The sequence below is a fragment of the Sporanaerobacter sp. PP17-6a genome (genome assembly GCF_900095615.1).
GTDB lineage: Bacteria > Bacillota > Clostridia > Tissierellales > Acidilutibacteraceae > Acidilutibacter > Acidilutibacter cellobiosedens.
The window spans coordinates 68,937-89,810 of record NZ_FMIF01000017.1; the positions used below are offsets into that span (position 1 = coordinate 68,937).

The 20,874-nt window shown below is 34.0% G+C and carries 19 protein-coding genes and 1 riboswitch; of the genes, 16 read left to right on the forward strand and 3 right to left on the reverse strand.

The window, feature by feature from the left end; all coding sequences use genetic code 11:
* Positions 1 to 8: 8 nt before the first annotated feature.
* Positions 9 to 803, forward strand: a complete 795-nt coding sequence (locus PP176A_RS08700) for a transglutaminase domain-containing protein (RefSeq protein WP_071140083.1) — start codon at positions 9 to 11, stop codon at positions 801 to 803.
* A 227-nt stretch (positions 804 to 1,030) separates the two neighbouring features.
* On the opposite strand, the gene PP176A_RS08705 is transcribed toward PP176A_RS08700, so the two are convergent.
* Complete coding sequence (locus PP176A_RS08705; protein WP_071140084.1) at positions 1,031 to 1,639, reverse strand: DedA family protein; 609 nt, start codon at positions 1,637 to 1,639, stop codon at positions 1,031 to 1,033.
* Positions 1,640 to 1,786: 147 nt separating this feature from the next.
* Here PP176A_RS08705 and PP176A_RS08710 point away from each other — a divergent pair, with 147 nt between their 5' ends.
* Complete coding sequence (locus PP176A_RS08710) at positions 1,787 to 2,698, forward strand: aminoglycoside phosphotransferase family protein (protein ID WP_071140132.1); 912 nt, start codon at positions 1,787 to 1,789, stop codon at positions 2,696 to 2,698.
* 16 nt (positions 2,699 to 2,714) lie between these two features.
* On the opposite strand, the gene PP176A_RS08715 is transcribed toward PP176A_RS08710, so the two are convergent.
* Positions 2,715 to 3,851 carry an aldo/keto reductase gene (locus PP176A_RS08715; RefSeq protein WP_071140085.1) on the reverse strand — a complete coding sequence of 379 codons (1,137 nt, stop codon included), beginning with the start codon at positions 3,849 to 3,851 and terminating at the stop codon, positions 2,715 to 2,717.
* A gap of 179 nt (positions 3,852 to 4,030) precedes the next feature.
* Between PP176A_RS08715 and PP176A_RS08720 the strand changes: the two genes are divergently transcribed.
* From PP176A_RS08720 to PP176A_RS08735, 4 genes are all read left to right on the forward strand, one after another.
* On the forward strand, positions 4,031 to 4,900 hold the full coding sequence (locus PP176A_RS08720; RefSeq protein WP_071140086.1) for a DegV family protein: 870 nt from the start codon (positions 4,031 to 4,033) through the stop codon (positions 4,898 to 4,900).
* A gap of 144 nt (positions 4,901 to 5,044) precedes the next feature.
* The gene (locus tag PP176A_RS08725) at positions 5,045 to 6,382 is read left to right on the forward strand and encodes a uracil-xanthine permease family protein (protein WP_071140087.1); all 1,338 of its coding nucleotides are present in this window, start codon (positions 5,045 to 5,047) and stop codon (positions 6,380 to 6,382) included.
* Between the two features lie 134 nt (positions 6,383 to 6,516).
* Positions 6,517 to 7,038, forward strand: a complete 522-nt coding sequence (locus PP176A_RS08730; protein ID WP_071140088.1) for a GNAT family N-acetyltransferase — start codon at positions 6,517 to 6,519, stop codon at positions 7,036 to 7,038.
* A gap of 42 nt (positions 7,039 to 7,080) precedes the next feature.
* Positions 7,081 to 7,530: a DUF523 domain-containing protein gene (locus PP176A_RS08735; protein WP_071140089.1), complete on the forward strand. Its 450-nt coding sequence runs from the start codon at positions 7,081 to 7,083 to the stop codon at positions 7,528 to 7,530.
* Positions 7,531 to 7,622: 92 nt separating this feature from the next.
* Here PP176A_RS08735 and PP176A_RS08740 read toward each other — a convergent pair whose 3' ends face one another.
* The gene (locus PP176A_RS08740; RefSeq protein ID WP_071140090.1) at positions 7,623 to 9,275 is read right to left on the reverse strand and encodes a Na/Pi cotransporter family protein; all 1,653 of its coding nucleotides are present in this window, start codon (positions 9,273 to 9,275) and stop codon (positions 7,623 to 7,625) included.
* Positions 9,276 to 9,590: 315 nt separating this feature from the next.
* A riboswitch (TPP riboswitch) is annotated at positions 9,591 to 9,689 on the forward strand.
* A 66-nt stretch (positions 9,690 to 9,755) separates the two neighbouring features.
* Between PP176A_RS08740 and thiD the strand changes: the two genes are divergently transcribed.
* The 10 genes from thiD (at position 9,756) to PP176A_RS08785 (ending at position 20,837) form a co-directional block, all read left to right on the forward strand.
* Positions 9,756 to 10,574, forward strand: coding sequence for a bifunctional hydroxymethylpyrimidine kinase/phosphomethylpyrimidine kinase (gene thiD / locus PP176A_RS08745; protein WP_071140091.1), 819 nt, complete (start codon positions 9,756 to 9,758; stop codon positions 10,572 to 10,574).
* Between the two features lie 312 nt (positions 10,575 to 10,886).
* On the forward strand, positions 10,887 to 12,767 hold the full coding sequence (gene abc-f, locus PP176A_RS08750) for a ribosomal protection-like ABC-F family protein (RefSeq protein WP_071140133.1): 1,881 nt from the start codon (positions 10,887 to 10,889) through the stop codon (positions 12,765 to 12,767).
* Between the two features lie 78 nt (positions 12,768 to 12,845).
* The gene (locus tag PP176A_RS08755) at positions 12,846 to 13,139 is read left to right on the forward strand and encodes a metal-sensing transcriptional repressor (RefSeq protein WP_234958895.1); all 294 of its coding nucleotides are present in this window, start codon (positions 12,846 to 12,848) and stop codon (positions 13,137 to 13,139) included.
* A 144-nt stretch (positions 13,140 to 13,283) separates the two neighbouring features.
* Positions 13,284 to 15,149, forward strand: coding sequence for a heavy metal translocating P-type ATPase (locus PP176A_RS08760; protein ID WP_071140092.1), 1,866 nt, complete (start codon positions 13,284 to 13,286; stop codon positions 15,147 to 15,149).
* On the forward strand, positions 15,149 to 15,322 hold the full coding sequence (locus tag PP176A_RS16425) for a hypothetical protein (protein WP_200796105.1): 174 nt from the start codon (positions 15,149 to 15,151) through the stop codon (positions 15,320 to 15,322). Before PP176A_RS08760 ends, PP176A_RS16425 begins: the two co-directional genes overlap by 1 nt.
* Positions 15,323 to 15,789: 467 nt before the next feature.
* Positions 15,790 to 17,205: an NCS2 family permease gene (locus tag PP176A_RS08765; protein ID WP_071140093.1), complete on the forward strand. Its 1,416-nt coding sequence runs from the start codon at positions 15,790 to 15,792 to the stop codon at positions 17,203 to 17,205.
* A gap of 691 nt (positions 17,206 to 17,896) precedes the next feature.
* Positions 17,897 to 18,448 (forward strand): pyruvate ferredoxin oxidoreductase subunit gamma, encoded by a 552-nt coding sequence (locus PP176A_RS08770; protein WP_071140094.1) that lies wholly within the window; start codon positions 17,897 to 17,899, stop codon positions 18,446 to 18,448.
* Positions 18,449 to 18,754: a 4Fe-4S binding protein gene (locus tag PP176A_RS08775; protein ID WP_071140095.1), complete on the forward strand. Its 306-nt coding sequence runs from the start codon at positions 18,449 to 18,451 to the stop codon at positions 18,752 to 18,754.
* Positions 18,754 to 19,950: a transketolase C-terminal domain-containing protein gene (locus PP176A_RS08780; RefSeq protein ID WP_071140096.1), complete on the forward strand. Its 1,197-nt coding sequence runs from the start codon at positions 18,754 to 18,756 to the stop codon at positions 19,948 to 19,950. Before PP176A_RS08775 ends, PP176A_RS08780 begins: the two co-directional genes overlap by 1 nt.
* A complete protein-coding gene (locus tag PP176A_RS08785; RefSeq protein WP_071140097.1) occupies positions 19,950 to 20,837 on the forward strand; it encodes a thiamine pyrophosphate-dependent enzyme in 888 nt (295 codons plus the stop codon). Before PP176A_RS08780 ends, PP176A_RS08785 begins: the two co-directional genes overlap by 1 nt.
* The last annotated feature ends 37 nt before the right edge of the window (positions 20,838 to 20,874 follow it).

A 20,874-nucleotide genomic window follows, 5' to 3' on the forward strand; every position in this document is an offset into this window, starting at 1 on the left:
AATTTTTAATGTTTCGATTACGAATTTTGAGTTTTCTTTTACTTTTGTTTTTATTCTTTCCTACGGAAACATTCGGACAAGTTCCTGACCTGATTTTTGATGATAATTTGGAAAAGGGGATAATATCAGTTAATTATGATCTCAACAAAAACGCTAAAAGAAAAGTAAGGATTGTTAAGGGAAATACAAAATACACTTATGATTTAGGGGCATATAATATTTTTCCTCTCCAGATGGGAAAAGGATTGTATACAATTTCCGTTTTAGAAAAAGTGGAGGGGACTATATACAAAATAGTAGAAGAGAAAAAATTGGATTTTAAACCTAAGGATAAAAATGAAGTTTTTCTTCAATCAATACAGATTATTAATTGGAATAAAGATATGAAGGCTGTAAAAAAGGCTAAAGAATTAACGCAAAACTCTAAAAATGATATGGAAAAAATTATAGTAATATATGATTATATTACTCGTAGTATCGATTATGATTATAGTAAAACAGATGATATTGACATAAGTTATATACCTCACATAGATGAGATTTTAGAATCATCAAAAGGAATATGTTATGATTATGCGGTTTTATTTGCATCAATGCTTAGAAGTATAGGTATTCCTACAAAGTTGGTAGAAGGATATAGAATGGGTATAGATAAATATCATGCGTGGAATGAAGTTTATTTAAAAGATACCGATGAGTGGCTCATTATAGATACCTGTTATGATTCCCCCTTTGTGAAAAAGGGCAAACCTGTTTCCATGATAAAAAATGGGAATCAATATTTTACGGAGAGGCAGTATTAAATTCGGAAAGTTTGTATAACAAGGGAGGGCTGTTATAAGACTTTGCGATGAAAAAGGATAAGAGTAATATACCGATCAGCATAATGAGAATTTTATTTTAAAGCTACAATAAAGGAATAATTACTAATTTGTTTCTTTATTTGTGACTTTTTATTTATGCACTGAGGTTTGAATTATTAGTGATATATTTTAAGACTATGTACTATATTGGCATAATGGATTAAAAATTACGAGCGATTTTTAATTTTTTTAATCGCCCAAAAGGCAAAAATTACTCCTACTGCCAAACATCCAAGAATAATATAGGAGTACATGTTTATTTGGTTTACAAGCTCTTTCCATTGAGAACCTGCAAATGCACCTAAGAATATTAATACGGAATTCCATATAAATGTACCTATACCGGTATAGAGCAAAAATATCCATACATTCATTTTTGCCATCCCTGCCGGAAGGGAAATGAGGCTTCTTACTATAGGGATAAATCTGCAAAAAAATACGGTTATATTTCCGTGACGTACGAACCATCCCTTTGCTTTTTTGACGTCTCCAATTTTTAAATGAAAAATATGCCCCCATTTGTTGATCCATCTTTCTAAACTCTTTGTATTTACGAGCCTTCCTAAACTATAAATTATAATGGCACCTATTGAAGAACCTATTGTGGCAAACACTGCGGCAATCCATATGTTCATTCTGGTATAATTAGTCATAAAACCGCTTAATGTTAATATTACTTCAGAAGGGATAGGAGGAAAGATATTTTCAAGAGCAATTAACAACATTATTCCGATATAACCCGAAGAGTCTATGATTTCAATAATCCAGTCATCCATTTTATAAAATTCTCCCATTATTGTATAAACAAATTTTTAAGATAATATTTCTGTAGCTTTCCTGTTTCAGAAATGATATCATATATTTATTATTTTTATTTTACCATGAATTCCTTGAGGAGGCAAGATGAGTTGCAGGAGAAATGTATGGATAAAATAATTGAAATACCGGATTATAAAAATTGGCGACGGATAGAACAAATAAACAAAGGTTGGTCTGATGATGTAAAATATCACGTTATAGATAAGGACGGCAATGAGCTTTTATTAAGATTATCTGATATTAGTAAATTTGATAATAAACAGGCCGAATATAATTTTATTAAACTTATTAATAATCTTGGTTTTTCTATGTCGGAAGCAATTGATTTCGGAGTTTGTAATGGAGGGAAAAGTACATATATGCTGCTTTCATGGGTTGACGGGAGATCATTGGATGAATGTATTTTATCATTTCCCATTATGGAACAATATGAGTTAGGAATCAAAGCAGGGAGAATTTTAAAACAAATTCACTCAATACCTGTTAATGATAATCTTCCGCTTCATTGGGAAACCAAAATGAAAAATAAAATAGTTTCAAGAATAAATGATTATAAAACTTCTGATTACAGAGTTAAGGGAGACGAAGCCGCAATTCTTTATGTAAGAGAAAATGTAAAGTTAATTGATAATGTTAAAAAAGTATATCAGCATGGGGACTTCCATATGGGAAATCTGGTCCTTACAGATGATAAAAACATCGGTGTAATTGATTTTAACCGATGGGATATAGGTGATTTTGTTGAAGAATTTTATAAGACTCAATCTTTTGATAGAGAATCAAGTATCCCATTTGCAAGAGGAAAAATCGACGGATACTTTGATAATATTCCACCTTTGGAATTTTGGGAAAGGCATGCGCTTTATGTTGCATATTCGTCACTTTTTTCGATCATATGGTCAATACCTTTCGGAAAATCTGATGTTGAAAGTATGATTACACGCTGCCAAATGGCTTTAAATGATTACGACAATTTTAATATTATAATTCCCCGTTGGTACAAAAATATCCTCTGATTTCAGAGGATATTTTTTATTTGGCAAACAATTCTTCCGTTAAATTTTTAATCGTTTTTAATTTTTCCGGAATTTCAATTGACTGGGGACAATGAGTAGCGCATTTACCACAGGCAATGCAATTGTTAATTCTTTCAGATTCGGGCACTTTATTATATGATGTTTTATAACCGTCTTTGTTTTTGCTAATTGCATATTCATTATATAATTTAAATATTTTGGGGATGCTCACACCTTGGGGACAAGGCATACAGTAACGGCATCCGGTACAGGGAATGGTAATATTGGTCTTATATGCAGCCACTGATTTTTCAATGGTTTTATAATCTTCTGAGTTTAACGGTTCGAAATTTGTCATGGTGTTAACATTATCAATAATTTGGTCCATAGTCGACATCCCGCTTAAAACAGTCATAACATTCGGCAAGGTTGCTGCATATCGAATTGCCCAAGATGCAATGCTCTTATCCGGTCTTGCCGCTTTAAATATCTTATTTGACGTATCGCAAAGATTTGCTAAAGCTCCGCCCCGAACGGGTTCCATGATGATACAGGGGATATGGCGCTGTTCCAATATTTCATATTGCTGTTTAGCATCCTGTACTTCCCAGTCGAGATAATTTAATTGTATTTGTACTACATCCCATTCATAAGTATCACAGATTTCTCTTAAAACATCAGGGGTATCATGAAAAGAAAATCCCAAATGACGTATTATTCCCTTTTCTTTTTTTTCTGATAAAAAATCATATAACTTAAATTCCTTGCATTTTTTAAAATGCTCTTTTGTTAAGGAATGAAGCAGATAAAAATCAAGGTAATCTGTTTGAAGCTTTTCCAATTGATCATTGAAAATTCTTTCTATATCCTTAGGAGTATCGACCATCCATACGGGCATCTTGGTAGTTAAAAAATAACTGCTTCTGTCATATTTTTTAAGAGCATGGCCTAAAAATTTTTCTGATGTGCCATCATGATACATATACGCCGTATCAAAATAGTTGATACCGTGAGTAATAGCATAATCGATTATTTCCTGTGCTTTTTCATAATCGATATCACCTTTATCGGGATTTATCTTTGGAAGTCTCATACATCCTAAACCTAATACTGAAATAGATAAATTGGTATTTTTGTAATTTCTTTTTAACATATTAATACCCTCCCCTTATATAATAATTATATTGTAATACTCCAATTTCTTACAAGTCAATAGTGAATAATTTGAATTAGGAATTAAAATATATTTATATTGGATAAAAGGTTAAAATATGCTATAATCAAAAATAATGATTTGTAATACAAATTTTTCGATGGGAGGTGTGTTGTTAAATGATTAAAATTATTGTAGATAGTACTTGTGATTTGCCCCAAGATATACTGAAGGAATACGATATTAAAGTGATGCCTCTCAATGTTCTGATTAATGATGTGGAATATAGAGATAGAGTTGACATACAGACGGATCAGGTGTATGAGTATATGAAAAAAGGAGTTGTTCCCAGAACATCACAGATATATCCTGAGGAAATATATAATACATTTATTGATTATGCCAAAAAAACATATGATTTTATATATTTGGCATTTTCTTCAGCCCTTTCAGGTACGTTTGATTTGGCAAAGATGATACAAAAGGAAATTAAAGACCGATATCCCAAAGTTCATATGGAAGTGGTTGATTCAAAATCCGGTTCCTTTGCAACGGGGATTATAGCACTACAGGCTGCTAAATTAGCAGATAAGGGGTATGAAATTTCTGAAATATTAGAACAAGTAAATTTTATGGTAAAACATATAGAACATATTTTTGTAATTTCGGACTTATCTTGGCTTTTAAAAGGAGGAAGGATAAGCAAAATAGCAGCAAAAACCGGGAGCATTTTAAATCTTAGGCCTTTGTTGGACGTGCAAAATGGACATTTGAAAGTTATCGGCGTGGTTAGAGGAAAGAAAAAAGCACTTCGTGCTATTGTGGATCTGGTTGCTCAAAGAATTAAAAATTTTCCAAACCAAATTGTGGGAATAAGTCATGCTGATGATTTGCAAACGGCTCAGGAGGTAGTAGAACTTTTGAAAGAAAAGATAGGCATTTCAAATACTATGATTGAAAAAATAGGATGTGTATTGGGAGCTCATCTGGGGATAGGCGGTGTTGGAGTATTTTTTCTAAACCTTAAGCCTAAATTATACATAGATTAGTTAATGATGGAATTTATCAAAATAAATTAAAAAATTAATTAAATTTATTCAAATTTTTATTGACAAAGTTTGATGAAACATGTACTATGTCTCATAGTATGTATTTTTGTTGTGCATAATATTAAACAAAGGAGAGATGTGTATATGACTGATTCAAACTCAAAAATTATAGGTTATTTACCTGATGAAACTCCTTCAACGGGGAAACTTTTGCTCTTTTCGCTGCAGCAAATTTTGGTTATGTTTCCGGCAACGGTAACAGTAGCACTTCTTACGGGGTTTCATGTATCTACTACAATATTTGCCAGCGGGTTGGCAACTTTGTGCTTCTTGTTTATAACTAAAGGGAAGATACCTCTTTATTATGGCTCCAGCTTTTCCTATATTGCTGCTATATGTGGGATTACGGGAGCCAAATTTGGAGTTGTTGCCCCAGATGCCCTTATTTCTCAGGCCCAGTTCGGAATTATTTGTTCAGGATTTGTTTCAATTTTAGCAGGAGTTATTGTTAACCGATTTGGGATGAAATATATCGAAAAGGTTTTGCCACCTACCGTTACAGGGTCCATTGCTATGGTAATAGGAATATCCCTCGCAGGTACAGCAATAACAAGTGCTCTGGGATATGATGCGACAACAGGTCTTACCAATAACGCTTCTTCCATTGCTGCTATTGTTACTCTTCTTGCCACTGTTATTTTTTCGGTATACTTAAAAGGAGTTTTAGGACAACTTCCCATTCTTTTCGGAATAATTGTCGGTTATATTGTTAGTATACCTCTTGGTTTAGTCGATTTCTCTCAAATATTCACAGGTAATATTTTTATGGTTCCTCATTTCACGTTACCCACTCCAAATTGGATGTCCGTTGCGGCAATAATGCCTATAGCCATTGCAACAATTCCTGAATCCACTGCTCACTTATTCCAACTTGATGTATATATAAATGATCTTTCTCGAAAGAAAGGAAAAGGCAAATATAAAATTGAAGATAAACTTGGTCTTAACTTAATAGGAGACGGTATAGGAGATATTGTTGCATCAATGTTCGGAGGACCGGCAGGCACAAATTACGGAGAGAATATATCTACTATGGCAATTACTAAAAATTTTTCGGTTGCAATGCTCAAAGTGGCATCAATTATGGCAATGATATTTTCATTCTTTGAACCCTTATCCAATGCTATAAATTCGGTGCCATCTTCTGTAATTAACGGCGCATGTATATTTCTCTTTGGAGTTATCGGCGCTCAGGGAATTGCCATTATGATAAACAAAAAGGTTGATTTATTTAATACTAAAAACCTTTCGGTTATTGCAATAATATTAGTTATAGGTCTTGGAGGACATTATGGTTTCCCTGACAATATGATTCCTTTCTTTGGGATTAAGTTACCCGCTATTGCAACAGCAGCAATTGCAGGAATTATACTTAATCTTATTCTTTCTATAGGAGAGAAAAAAACCACTGATGAAAATTAGAAAATATATATTTATTTTCCGATAATCAAAAGGCAATCAGCAAACATTCAATTTAAGTTTGTTGGTTGTTTTATTTATATGGAAATGATGTTGAAGTTAAATTATAATAGAACGTAGATAGGGGGTGCAAAGAGTTGAAAAGGATTTTGGAAACAGAAAGAACTTATCTACGTGAATTGGCTTGGGAAGATTATGATGATCTATGTGAGATTCTGCAGGATGAGAAAACCATGTATGCATATGAACATGCTTTTAGTGACGAGGAAGTGAGAAATTGGCTTAATAATCAATTTCGAAGATATAAAAATTTTGGGTTTGGATTATGGGCTATGGTTGATAGGAATACCAATTGCTTTATAGGACAGATAGGACTTACCATGCAGAATGTAGAGAACAAACAGGAACTTGAAATAGGATATTTACTTAAAAGAAAATTTTGGCATAAAGGTTATGCCACCGAAGGAGCAATTGCCTGCAAAGAATATGCTTTTAATGTATTAAATAAAAATAGGGTTGTGAGCACTATACGAGATAATAACTATGCTTCTCAACATGTTGCCGAAAGAGTAGGGATGAAAATTGAAAAGCAGTTTATAAAGCATTATTATGATATGGACATGATTCATTATTTATATGTTATAAACAAGATAAAATAGATTATATTCATATATTGTATTAATAAAAGGAGGGGCGATAAGATGTATTTGGTAAGTTTATGTTTGGCAGGTTTTAATTGCAGGTATGACGGAAAAAGCAAAGGAAATGAAGGTATAATTGAATTGATCAATCAGGGCAAGGCTATTGCCCTATGTCCCGAGCAATTATCAGGATTGTGTACTCCGAGACTTCCATGTGAGATTATTATAGATGAAAGGGGAAACAGAAAAGTAATCAGGCAGGATGGAAAGGACCTCACCAAAGAGTTTATCGAAGGCGGAAATAGGGTTTTATCTATAGCAAAAGCTATGGGTATAAAAAAGGCAATATTAAAATCAAAGAGTCCTTCCTGCGGTTGTGGACTTATATATGATGGAACATTTTCAGGGAAAACAGTTCCAGGGAACGGAATAACAACTGAAATTCTAATTAAGAACGGTATTGAAGTTTATACGGAAGAAGATATACATAAACTATCAGGAAAGTTCTAATTTACCTTGATATATACTTTCCGTAAGTGGGTTTCAAGAAAGGCTTCCATTAAAACACAATATATTAATGGAAGCCTTTCTTATAAATTTCTCTAATTATTTCTTGGTATTCCTTGCAGTTCATCTTTAGAAGCTAAACATATTTTATATATATGATCGGCAATTCTTTCAAAATGAGTTATAATGTTTAAAAATATAATTCCTGATTCTACAGAACAAGTTCCATTTTCTAACCTTTTCACATGAGCATTGGAAAATTCTTTACATAGGTCATCGGCTTTGTCCTCAAGCTTTAAAGTTTCTATTAAAAGGGGAATGTCTTTTTCTTTTAAAACTTTTATAGTATTATCATACATTTTGATGACTACATTTTGAAGCTCATGAAGTTCATCTATTGCTTCGTTTGAAAACACAAGTTTTTTTTCAACTTTGATTTCTATAAGTTTTACAATGTCTTCAGCATGGTCTCCTATTCTTTCTATGTTGTTAATACTGGTTATCATTGCCGGTACCATTATGGAACCCGAATCTGAAAGAGCTCTTTTAGATAATTCAACTATATAAGTAGTAATATCTTTTTGCATTTGATTTACTGTTTCTTCATATTCATGAACTTTATTTATCTTATCAAGTTCATTGTCGTAAAAGGCTTCCATTACATCCTTCAGCATCTGTTCAGATATTTCTGCGCCTCTTGTTATTTCTGATATGATAGCTTTAAAAGCAGCAACAGGAGTATCTAAAAGGAGTTTGTCCAAGTATATGGAAGGGCTTTCATAGTTAGGTCCTTTATCTTTAATTATAGTCTCTAAGAATCTTACATAGTATTTAGTTATAGGCAAAAATATAAGGGCACTTAAGACATTAAATATTGTATGAGAATTTGCTATTTGAGCTCCTATATCTGCGTTAGGTTGTATGTAATTTGTAACAATTTGTATTGCATGAACAAATTGAGGCAAAATTAAAGCAGCAATCAAGACACCGGAAATATTATAGATAGTATGTGCCCAGGCTGTTCTTCTGGCATTTATGTTTCCTGTCAAGCTCGCAAGCTGAGCGGTAATACAAGTGCCTATATTATCTCCCAGCATAATACAGACAGCAGACTTTAAATTTATTAGATTTGCTTTTCCCAATATCATTACTAAACCTACAGTGGCACTACTACTGTGAACCATAGCAGTAGCAAAAGCACCCAGTAATATTCCTATAACGGGAACGGATGCGTAGGTCTCAAAGAAGTACCTTAAAGTTTTACTGTGTTCCATATACGGTACTCCGCTGTTTAATATTTTTAGCCCTAAGAACATCATTCCAAAACCCATAATTGCATTACCGATATTTTTGGCGGTTTTATTTTTACTGAAAAAATTTATTCCGAAACCAATTCCGAGTATTGGAAGAGCTATATCCGTTAGCTTAAAATCAAAACTCAAGGCCATAAGTTGAGCCGTTATAGTAGTGCCGATATTAGCTCCGTATATTATTCCTATGGCTTGAGAAAAATTCATAAGACCCGCATTGACAAAACCTACAGTTAGTACAGTCACTGCGGTACTGCTTTGAACAAGGGCTGTCAGAAAAGTACCGACTAAAAACGCACTCCATATTCTTCCTGTCAGAACGGAAAGCATTTTTTTCATCATTTCACCGGAAGCCTTTTCAAGCCCGTCTCCCATTTTGTCGACTCCATACATTAATAAGGCAGTGCCTCCAATTAAACCATAAATTAACTCTGTCATAAATTTCCCCCAAACTATAAATTATTTTTATAACCCATAAAAAAATTCTATTTTGTCTTATTACAGACTTGACCCTAAATGGATTTCAAAAAAAGTTTTTGTTAATATATTAATGCTTTAATGGATACCTTTTCATTATATTACATAATAACTATACAGCAAATAAAAAAACTTATCAACACGAAAATATGGAAGATGCCTATTATGATTTTCATTCAGGAAAGTGTTAATATATTAATTATATGCATTATTATAGATAAATTTATCATGAAGCAATTGATTCTGAAAGTAAAAAGTGTTATTATAATTAACAAAAGATATTTGCGGGGGGACTCCTTTGAGTTGAGAAGGTAAAACCTGACCCTTTGAACCTGTTAGTTAAGACTGGCGTAGGGAAGCAAAATTTGTATGATTGTATTTAATAAATGGTGCTTGCCAAGATCGGCAGGTGCCATTTTTAATTTATAGGAGGAGATAAATTTGGAAAAAGTTCTTACAATTGCCGGCTCTGATTGTAGCGGCGGTGCGGGAATTCAAGCTGATCTTAAAACCTTTGCGGCCCATGGCGTTTACGGCATGAGCGTAATCGTATCGGTAGTTGCGGAGAATACATCCCGTGTTATTGATATACAGGATGTTGCTCCTGAGATGATTGAAAAACAGATTGATGCCGTTTTTGAGGATATCGGGGTAGATGCCGTAAAAGTGGGTATGCTTTCTCAGCCTTGTTGTATGAAAGCTGTAGCACGTAAACTTAAGGAGTATAAACCCCAAAATGTAGTGATCGATCCCGTTATGTATGCTAAAAATGGGTGTCCTCTCATGAATCCCAGTGCCATTGATATACTGATTCATGAAATACTTCCCCTGGCAGATGTTCTTACACCAAATATTCCGGAAGCAGAAAGAATTTCCGGAATACAGATAAATTCTGCTGAAGATATGGAACAAGGGGCAAAATATATATATGATTTGGGAGTGAAAAATGTGCTGGTCAAGGGAGGTCATGCTGTTGGAGATGCCTTGGATATTCTATATGATGGCAAACAGTTTTATTATTTCAGAGCACAACGTATCAATACAAAAAATACCCATGGTACAGGCTGTACATATTCTTCTGCCATTGCTTCCAACTTATCTTTGGGATTTGATTTGCAGGAAGCTGTAAGGAGAGCAAAGGAATATGTCACAACTGCCATTCGTCATTCACTTGCTATTGGTAAAGGCTGCGGTCCTACCCACCATTTTTATGATTTATATCAAAATGGATTGACCAAAACTATCATCAAAAATAATTGACAGTACTATATTTCTTACATATAATTAAAGAAGGTATTTAAATTATTAAGGGGAGCTTTACTAAATGAGCACAATATTAAGATGGATTGTATTTGAATCGAATATTAACGCAAATTTTTCTCTTTACGGGATAGGTGCGTCCAAAAATAGATTCAAGCTGCAAAAACCATATTAGTATTGAGGGATAAACATATTTAAACATGTCCAGTGGAACCCAAGGCTAATTTTGGCTTTGGGTTTTTTTATATATATTTTATGGTCGGGTGGGAAAAGGACGTTTGCAGCGTAATAAATATGGAAAGGAAGATAATAATGATTGAATGCAGTATAAATAATTTAATTAAATATTATGGTGCAAATAAAATATTTGAAAATATATCCTTTGAATTGAAGACAAACGAGAGAATAGGGCTTATCGGAAAAAACGGATGCGGGAAAACCACATTGATGAAGATTCTCATAGGAGCTGAAGATTATCAGGGAGGGAGTATAAATTTCAGTAAGGATACAAAGGTTGGATATTTAGATCAAATATTTGAATTCAAGCCGGATACGACTGTTATGGAAATATTTGAACTGGCTTTTCAGAAACTTTGGGAAATCAAGAAGGAAATGAAATCTGTTGAGCAGAAAATAAAAAAATTGAAGGGAGGAAATTTAGATAAAGTATTAAAAAGATACGGGTATCTTATGGAACAATATGAGATAAACGGGGGATACGAAGTTGAAACCCGTATAAACAAAATATATAATGGGCTAAATATTGCGGATTCATATAGGAAAATGAGATTTGAAGAATTAAGCGGAGGAGAAAAGACGAGGGTTATGCTGGGAAAACTTCTTTTGGAAGAACCGGACATTCTTCTTATGGATGAACCTACCAATCATTTGGATATTTCTTCTGTTGAGTGGTTGGAAGAGTTTCTAAAAAATTATAAAGGAGTTGTATTAGTCATTTCCCATGACAGATGTTTTCTCGATAATGTAGTGAACAGAATTATAGAGTTGCATTCTGACAAAGCGGAATTATATGATGGGAATTACAGTGATTATACAGCAGAGAGAGAAAGACGATTTTTATTGGAGTATAAGGCATACCAAAATCAACAGAAAAAAATCGATACAATGGAAAAGCAGGTTCAAAGATTTAGAATATGGGGAAAAATGAGAGATAGTGAAGTTATGTATAAACGTGCTAAAGAAATTGAAAAACGTTTAGGCAAAATAGAAGTATTGGACCGTCCCGTGTTGGAAAGCAGAAAGATCAGATTACCTCACCAAAAGGCGCAACGTTCTGGGAAAATTGTTCTTAAAGCGGAGATGATTGAGAAATCCTTTGGAGAAAAAATGTTGTTCTCTGATTTGTCCTTTACGCTATTTTATCAGGATAGATTATGTATAATGGGAAATAACGGAAGCGGAAAAACCACTTTACTGAAAATTATTTTGGGAAAGATACCGGCAGATAAAGGTTGCGTTTCCTTGGGAGCCAGTATAAAAATAGGTTATCTTCCTCAGAATGTAATTTTTAGAGATGAAGAAAAAACATTACTTGAATATTTTATAGAGGAGCACAAAGTTACTGTAAGTGAGGCAAGATCAGAACTGGCTAAAGTTTTATATTTTCAGGAGGATGTAAATAAGAAAATTAGAACCTTATCAGGAGGAGAAAAAAGGCGGCTGAAATTATGTTCTTTATTATATGAAGAGGTAAATTTTATGATTTTAGATGAGCCTACCAATCATTTAGACATGGATTCGAGAGAAGTATTGGAAGAAACTTTAACGGACTATGACGGAACTCTATTATTTGTTTCCCATGACAGATATTTTATAAGAAAGATTGCCGATAAAATCATGGTATTGGACAATGGAAATGGAAAATTATACCCAATGAATTATGATGAATATTTGGAAGAGAAAAAGAAGGATCTGGAAGTTGAATTTCCGAAGGAAAATATAAAAGAAGTTCGGAAAACACCCGAGAAGAAAGTTAAAATGCCGGATAAGAACCAGAAATTAAAAAAATTGGAAGAAGAAATGAATTCCATTGAAGAAAAATTAAATCTTATTGATGAACTTATGAATTTAAATAATTCAAATGCGGTACGGCTTAGTGAACTGTTTAATGAAAAAGAAACATTAGAGATGCAATTTGAAGAAGTATTTCTTGAATGGGAAAAGTTACAATAGATGAATACTATATGTATTTTTCTTGACAGAAAAACATATCAATGATAATTTATAATTATAATCTAATGGTGATTAAGTATGAAAGTAGGCGATAAAATGCGTCAATGTATGGATGCGGATAATTTGCATAGACGAATCAAGAAAATTGCTGGTCAGATAAATGCCATAGATAAAATGATTGATCAAGATGTTCCATGTGAAGATATTCTGATTCAAATCAATGCTGCCAAAAGTGCAATGCATAAAGTGGGGCAGATTATATTAGAAGGTCATTTAAACCATTGCGTAAGAGATGGAATCGAGCACGGAGATGCAGAAAAAACTATTGCTCAATTTGCAAAAGCAATAGAGCATTTTTCGAGAATGTCTTAGCATAAATAACAAAGAACAGTTGTTAGAATATAACGGCTGTTTTTTTATGACCCGTATTTTATTATTGACAAAATTATTTTTTTCCTATATTATATACATATAGGGGTATAGGTATGTAACATAGTAAAGAAAGAAGGTGAGCATATGGAATCTGTAAAGATTTTTGATAAAAATAAGGAAAAGCGAGACATATTTTTTCTTATAATTTCGGCTATTTCATTGATAATCAGTTTTTTTCACCTGAGTATTTTTTCTGTTGATGCAGCATGGGTTGCAATTATTTTTTGTGGAATACCGATTTTGAAAGATGCGGCTATTGGACTGTTTACTAAATTTGACATAAAAGCAGATTTATTAGTATCCTTGGCATTAGTTGCTTCCATATTCATTGGGGAAATTTTCGCTGCCGGTGAAATTGCTTTTATTATGGCCGTCGGTTCACTATTGGAAGAGAGAACGGGAGCAAAAGCACGTGCAGGAATTGAAAAACTGATTCATTTAACTCCTATGACAGCAAGAGTTATTAATGACGGAGTTGAGAGTGTTATATCTGCCGAGAAAGTCCAAGTCGGAGATAAATTGAGAGTTCTTGCAGGTGAAACTATTGCAGTAGACGGAATCATTGTCAGTGGACAAACTTCTATTGATCAATCAGTTATGACAGGGGAATCTTTACCGATTGATAAAGAGGTAGGTGACGAGGTTTTCAGCGGTACTGTCAATCAATTTGGTCCTTTTGATATGAAAGCTGTTAGAGTAGGTCAAGACAGTTCCTTGCAAAGAATGATTCGATTGGTAAAATCAGCTGATGCGGATAAAGCAGAAATTGTGGGAATTGCCGATAGGTGGGCAACATGGATTGTAGTTATTGCCTTAATGTCTGCTGTAATTACCTGGTTTTTTACCAAGGAGATTATTAGATCCGTTACTATTTTAGTTGTATTTTGTCCATGTGCATTAATATTGGCTACACCTACTGCGATTATGGCGGGAATTGGTAATGCTGCTACGCATGGTATTTTGGTTAAAGAAGGGGATGCATTGGAACGCCTCGCAAAAGTGACTCGGATTGCTTTTGATAAAACAGGAACGTTGACGTATGGGAGACCTTTTGTTGTTGACATAGTTAGTTTCAAGAAGGACATTACCCCTGATGAATTGCTGTCTTTAGCAGCATCCGCTGAGCTTCGTTCAGAACATCCGCTGGGGAAGACCGTAGTAAAGTACTTTAAATCCAAGTTTAATACATTACCTCAAGAACCATCATCTTTTCAAATAATTGCCGGGCATGGTGTAAGTGCAAAGATATGTAATCAAACAATTATTTCCGGTAATGAACAATTATTAAAAGAATGTTCAATTGATATCCCCCAAGAAATATTAAGTGCAGCAGAGAAATATAAAAACAACGGATGTACTATTATATATGTGGCGATAGATAATTGGGTTGCAGGCATAATTGCTTTCTCCGATATACTTCGTAACAATTTGGCAGTAACGATAGAGAGTATTAACAAAATAGGAGTAAAAAGCCTTTTACTGACCGGGGATAATGAACAGGCAGCTAATCATATAGCAAAGACAGCAGGTATTCCCGATGTATATGCTAATTGTCTGCCGGAAGATAAAATGCTGGCGATAGAACAATATCAAAAGAAAAATGAGTTTATTTGTATGATAGGCGATGGAATAAATGATGCCTTAGCATTGAAGAAGGCTTATATAGGCATAGCAATGGGCAGCATTGGAAGTGATATAGCAATTGATGCGGCAGACATTGCTCTTGTTAACGATAATATAGATAGCATTCCTTATCTGCTGCTTTTATCCCGTAAGGTTATGAAAACTATTAAAATAAATTTGACGTTTTCTATGGGATTAAACTTTGTTTCCATAATTCTTGCAATGGCAGGAATCCTTAATCCGGTAATTGGTGCATTGTTACATAATGCTGGTTCGGTTTTAGTTGTTATAAATTCATCACTTTTATTAAAATGGAGGAATAAATAATGAAGAGAATTTTATCGATTATTTTATGTGTTTTAGTGGGAGCTGGTTTAATTATAGTGGGCTCGTATTATCTAATAAAGGAGAAAGATGATCAAAGTTCTGTAAAGATATATCGTATTTTTATTGCTGTCGGCATACTAATTTTGGTAGCCTCCGGTATATTCTTTTTATAACATTAAACAGAAATGTTCAGAAGATAACTAAATAGTCTAAAAGAGGTTGTTGTACTGCAGCAACCTTTTTTATTTGAATTACATTAAATGTTCATATAACATAAGCAATAAAAATATATTTTCTGAATTTGTTTGAATATTAAAAGCAAAAACAAAATAAATATTCGGCAAATAATGAGATATTATAGAATATGTCCTTATTAATGTTTACTATTATAATATAAATTTTTATCTGTATTTAATTGATATATTGTGTATATTTCGAGGGATATCGTCATAATTTTTATTTTGATTTTTAAATATATTCACAAAATAATGTTCATTTTTATCTTGACTAAACAAAGATTTTTATATAATATAAGTAATATATTAATAAAACTTGGGGAAATTTGTTTGATATTTATATTTTCTCCAAAGTTATGATATTTTAAGGACTTATAATAATTATGGAAAGAGAGGAGTTAAGAATGGAAAAGTTTTTTCAGTTAAATGAAAGAGGGACAAATGTCAGGACAGAAATAATCGCAGGTATTACTACTTTTTTTACAATGGCTTATATTATCTTCGTTAATCCAAACATTTTGTCAATTACCGGCATGGATAGAAACGGTGTATTCGTAGCAACTATTTTAGCTTCTGTAATAGGAACTCTTGTAATGGCCTTAGTTGCCAATGTTCCTTATGCTGTTGCTCCCGGAATGGGGCTTAATGCATTTTTTACATTTACAGTATGCGGACAGTTGGGATTTAAATGGCAAGAAGCTTTAGCAATGGTATTTATATGCGGTATTATTAACATTATTATAACTGTTACCAAAGTTCGTAAAGAGATTATAAAGTCTATACCCCAAAGTCTTCAATTAGCGATTAGCGGGGGAATCGGTATGTTTATTGCTTATATAGGATTGAAAAATGCAGGATTTTTAAAATTTACTGCTGATCCGGGTACTTATGCTCTTTTGGATAGTAAAACCGTTGTTGCTAATAGTTCAATAGTTCCCGCCCTTGTTAATTTCGGCAACAAAGGTGTACTTCTTGCACTGATTGGGCTTGTAATTACGGTTATTCTAATGGTATTAAAAATTAAAGGATCGATTCTTATTGGTATAGTTTTAACTACACTTATTGGTATACCTATGGGGATTACTTCTATTCCCGAGAAAATTTTTGATATCAGTGCAATCGGAGGAATAAATAAAGTAGCGGGTTCTTTCTTTGGAGATGTCGGTTTTAAAAGCATGTTCGCAAATTCTTCAAATATATTTTTAGTCCTTATTACTATATTCGGGCTTAGTCTTTCAGATACATTTGATACAATAGGGACATTTATTGGAACAGGAAGAAAAAGCAACATATTTGATGAAGAAGATGAAAAAGCTCTTCTTCAAAGTAACGGATTTAAATCACGTATAGACAAGGCTCTGTTTGCAGATTCAACAGCTACATCAATAGGTGCTTTACTTGGTACTTCCAATGCCACTACATATGTAGAAAGCGCAGCAGGTATTGGTGCCGGAGGGCGTACAGGCCTTACTTCAGTTGTGGTAGCATGTTTGTTTTTATTATGTCTGCCCTTTGCTTCTATAGTAGGAATGGTGCCTTCTCAAGCTACAGCACCGGCGCTTATTGTAGTAGGGGTTTTAATGGCTGAATCCTTCGGAAAGATTAAATGGGGTGATTTGGAGGAAGCTATTCCTGCTTTCTTTACCGTATTGATTATGACCCTTGCTTATAATATTTCTTATGGAATAGCCGCAGGATTTATATTCTATTGTATAGTAAAAATATGTTTAGGAAAAGCAAAAGAAGTTCATCCTATTTTATACGGAGCAGCAGTACTTTTCATTTTAAACTTTGCTTTGCTGGCAATAAAGGGATTATAGTAAATATTAAAAAAGGATAATTACAAATAAACTAATTTTAAATAAAAATTTTTATAAAAAATGGCTGCTGCACAATGAATGAATAAAAATCATTGTGCAGCAGCCATTTTTTATGCAAAAAAACAAAATGCAGGTTCCGAAAAATCTGCAAATAAAATCTTTAAATTCATAGGCTTATTAAAGTACGCCTTAAACCAACCCATTGAATGACTACGGATAATATCAGTCAATTTTTAGGCTCGATTCTTTTAGTTTACGGATTATTCAGTAGTTTCGGGACATTCTTCTTTTTAGTTGTATTAAGAATACCAACCTGACATAAGTTTAAAGATTTTTTTATTTTAGGTAATTATGCATTAGTTTCGCATACTCGCCCTATTTTTAACATCAAAATGAGCACATTCACTAAATAAATAATGTTGTAAACCAAATTTTTACTTGTTTTGAAGAATCTGATTTCAAATTCAAAAAGAGATGGTTGAAAATGTCAAAGTACCTGAATTACTATTGTCATGAAATTTTATGTTAATGATTTATAAATAATTACAAATAAAAATTCAATTTCTATTGACAATTTTCATGGAGAAGTATAAAATAAAAAATGAAAACAGAAATCATATTGTGGAAACTCAAAGAGTGATGTAGGTTTAATAATGTATATAATGATTATTATAAAAAAGGAGGATATAAAATGATAGAAGTCAGATGGCATGGCAGGGGAGGCCATGGAGGATTTACTGCGGCAAGGTTATTGGGCTTGGCTGCATCTGTATATGGAGGCAATTATGCTCAGGCTTTTCCGTCTTTTGGTCCTGAAAGGAGAGGTGCCCCTGTTTTAGGTTTTACTCGCATTGATGATAAGCCGATTAACGATCATAGTCAGGTTTACAGTTGTGATGTGGTTATTGTTCTTGATGAGAGCTTGATTGATTCTGTTGATGTGACTAAGGGATTGAAAGATAATGGAGTAATGCTTATTAATTCACAAAAAAGTCCGAATTTTTTTAATTTTAATGTAAAGCCAAAGATATACACTATTGATGCTACTCAGATAGCATTGGATATACTGGGAAAACCTATTACCAACACGGTAATGTTGGGTGCGGCTGTTGAAGTGACAGATTTTGTTGATATTGATTCGGTTTATGAGGCCATTGATTCCTTTATGGCGAAAGAGTTATGCGAGAAAAACAAGAAAGCCGCTCAGGCTGCTTATGAATTTATGAAAGGAGGAAATCAGTAAATGTACAAGCCAAAAGTAGTCAGGAACTATCAGTTTCCAAGAACAAAAGAAGAGATGCCCTTAGGCCCCGGTTCCGCCGCAGGAGTATTAATTGATGTCAATTCCGGATGGAGAACTTTTAGACCTGTTATTGATGAGACAAAGTGTAGTATGTGCTATGTATGTTGGTTGGTTTGCCCTGATGGGGTAATAGATAAAACCGGTACTAAACTGGAAATAGACTATGACTATTGCAAAGGCTGCGGAATATGTGCTTATGAATGTCCCTCAAAAGCTATTGACATGATAAAGGAGAGTGAAAAATAATGAGTACAACAGCAGTAGCAACAAAGAAAAATTTTATTTCCGGGGATGAGGCTGTGGCATATGCTGCAAGACTTTGTAAACCGGAAGTTATTGCAGCATATCCTATTACACCCCAGACAATAATTATAGAAAAGATATCGGAATTTATTGCATCTGAGGAAATGAAATGTCAGTTCTTATTAATGGAGAGTGAACATAGTGCAATGGCAGCATCTATGGGTGCTTCAATGATGGGATGCCGTACTTTTACGGCTACTTCTTCCCAGGGGCTTTTGTATATGTCGGAAATGCTTCATTATGTAAGCGGCAGTCGGTTCCCCATAGTAATGATAAATGCCAATAGAACGGTTGCCGCTCCTTGGAACATATATTGCGATCACAGGGATTCCATTTCCGAAAGAGATTCCGGATGGATGCAGCTATATGTGGAAAATGGGCAGGAAGCCCTTGATACTTTGATTCAAGCATATAAAATTGCGGAAAATCCCAAAGTTTTAACGCCGATAATGATTAATTTGGACGGGTATGTTTTGACTCATACTTATGAATTAGTCGATATACCGGAGCAAGAGGATGTGGATGAGTTTCTTCCGCCGTATAATGCTATAAATAAATTCGATTTTAACAATCCAAAGAGCCTTAGCTTTACCGCTTCCCCCGAGTGGCAAACAGAATTCAGATATCAACAGCAGGAAGCAATGGAAAATGCCAAAAAGGTTATTGAAGAAGTTGATGAAGAGTATGGAAATAAATTTGGGCGTTCTTACGGAGGTATGATTGATGAGTATTACGTAAAAGATGATGATTATGTTATCGTTGCCATGGGAAGTGTAGTCGGAACTTCAAGGCTGGTAGTTGATGAACTTAGAAAACAGGGGAAGAAGGTAGGCCTTGTAAAGATTCGTTCTTATCGTCCTTTCCCGAAGGAGTATTTTAAAGAATTAGGAAAGAAAGTAAAAGCAGTCGGCGTTATTGACCGCGATATTTCGTTTGGCTACGAAGGAGCAGTGTATTCGGAGGTAAAATCTTCATTGTATACTCCGGGAGTGAATGTTAAAACGATAAACTTTATTGCCGGGATATCGGGACGTGACATTACAAAGCAATATATTGCAGATATGTTTGGTCAGCTGGAAGCTGCTGACTTAGGTAAAGATGTAGAGGAAGTTCAATTTACGGGATTGAGGTGGAAATAATGATTAAGATGAAAGAATTAAGCGATGAGGAATTGTTTTACGGTCATAAGGCATGCCAAGGATGTGGGGCAGGGATTGTATCACGTTTGGCAATGAAAATTTTGGGGGATAAAACGATAGTTGTTCTTCCGGCAAGTTGTATTTCATCTGTTACTACAATATATCCTCAAATGTCGTTTTTTACAAATAGTATGACAAGCTCTTTTCCGGCAACTGGTGCTGTTCTTTCCGGAATTTCCGCAGCCTGTAAGGCTAAGGGATTAAATGATGTAAATGTTCTCGGATTGGCGGGAGACGGCGGCACGGCAGATATAGGCATTCAGGCTTTGTCAGGGGCAGTAGAACGCGGCAACGACTTTATATATATCTGCTATGACAACGAAGCATATATGAATACGGGCATCCAGAGAAGCAGCCTTACTCCCTACGGAGCATGGACTACTACCACACCGACAAATGACGGCGCCTTGGGAGAGACAAAGTTTAAAAAGAATCTTTTTGAGATCATGATGGCGCACCGTATACCATACTGTGCGACTGCCAGCGTAGGATATCCCTTTGATTTTATCAATAAAGTAACTAAAGCCAAAAAAATTAAAGGCCCTAAATTTATCCATGTATTGTCTCCATGTCCCACAGGATGGGGGTTTGATACGGACAAGACCGTAGAAATAGGGAAATTGGCTGTACAAACGGGACTTTGGTATTTGGCGGAATATGAAAAAGGCAAAATCAGGATTAATATAGAACCTAAATCATTTAAGCCTGTTTCCGAATATTTAGGGGGACAGAAGAGATTCAGACATCTCAACAAAGGCGACTTTGAAGTTATTGAAAAACACAGGGACCGAGAATGGAAAGCTTTAAAGAATCTGGTCGAAGATTAAAGAAATAAAAAATTTATTAACAAATTAATGATAGCTA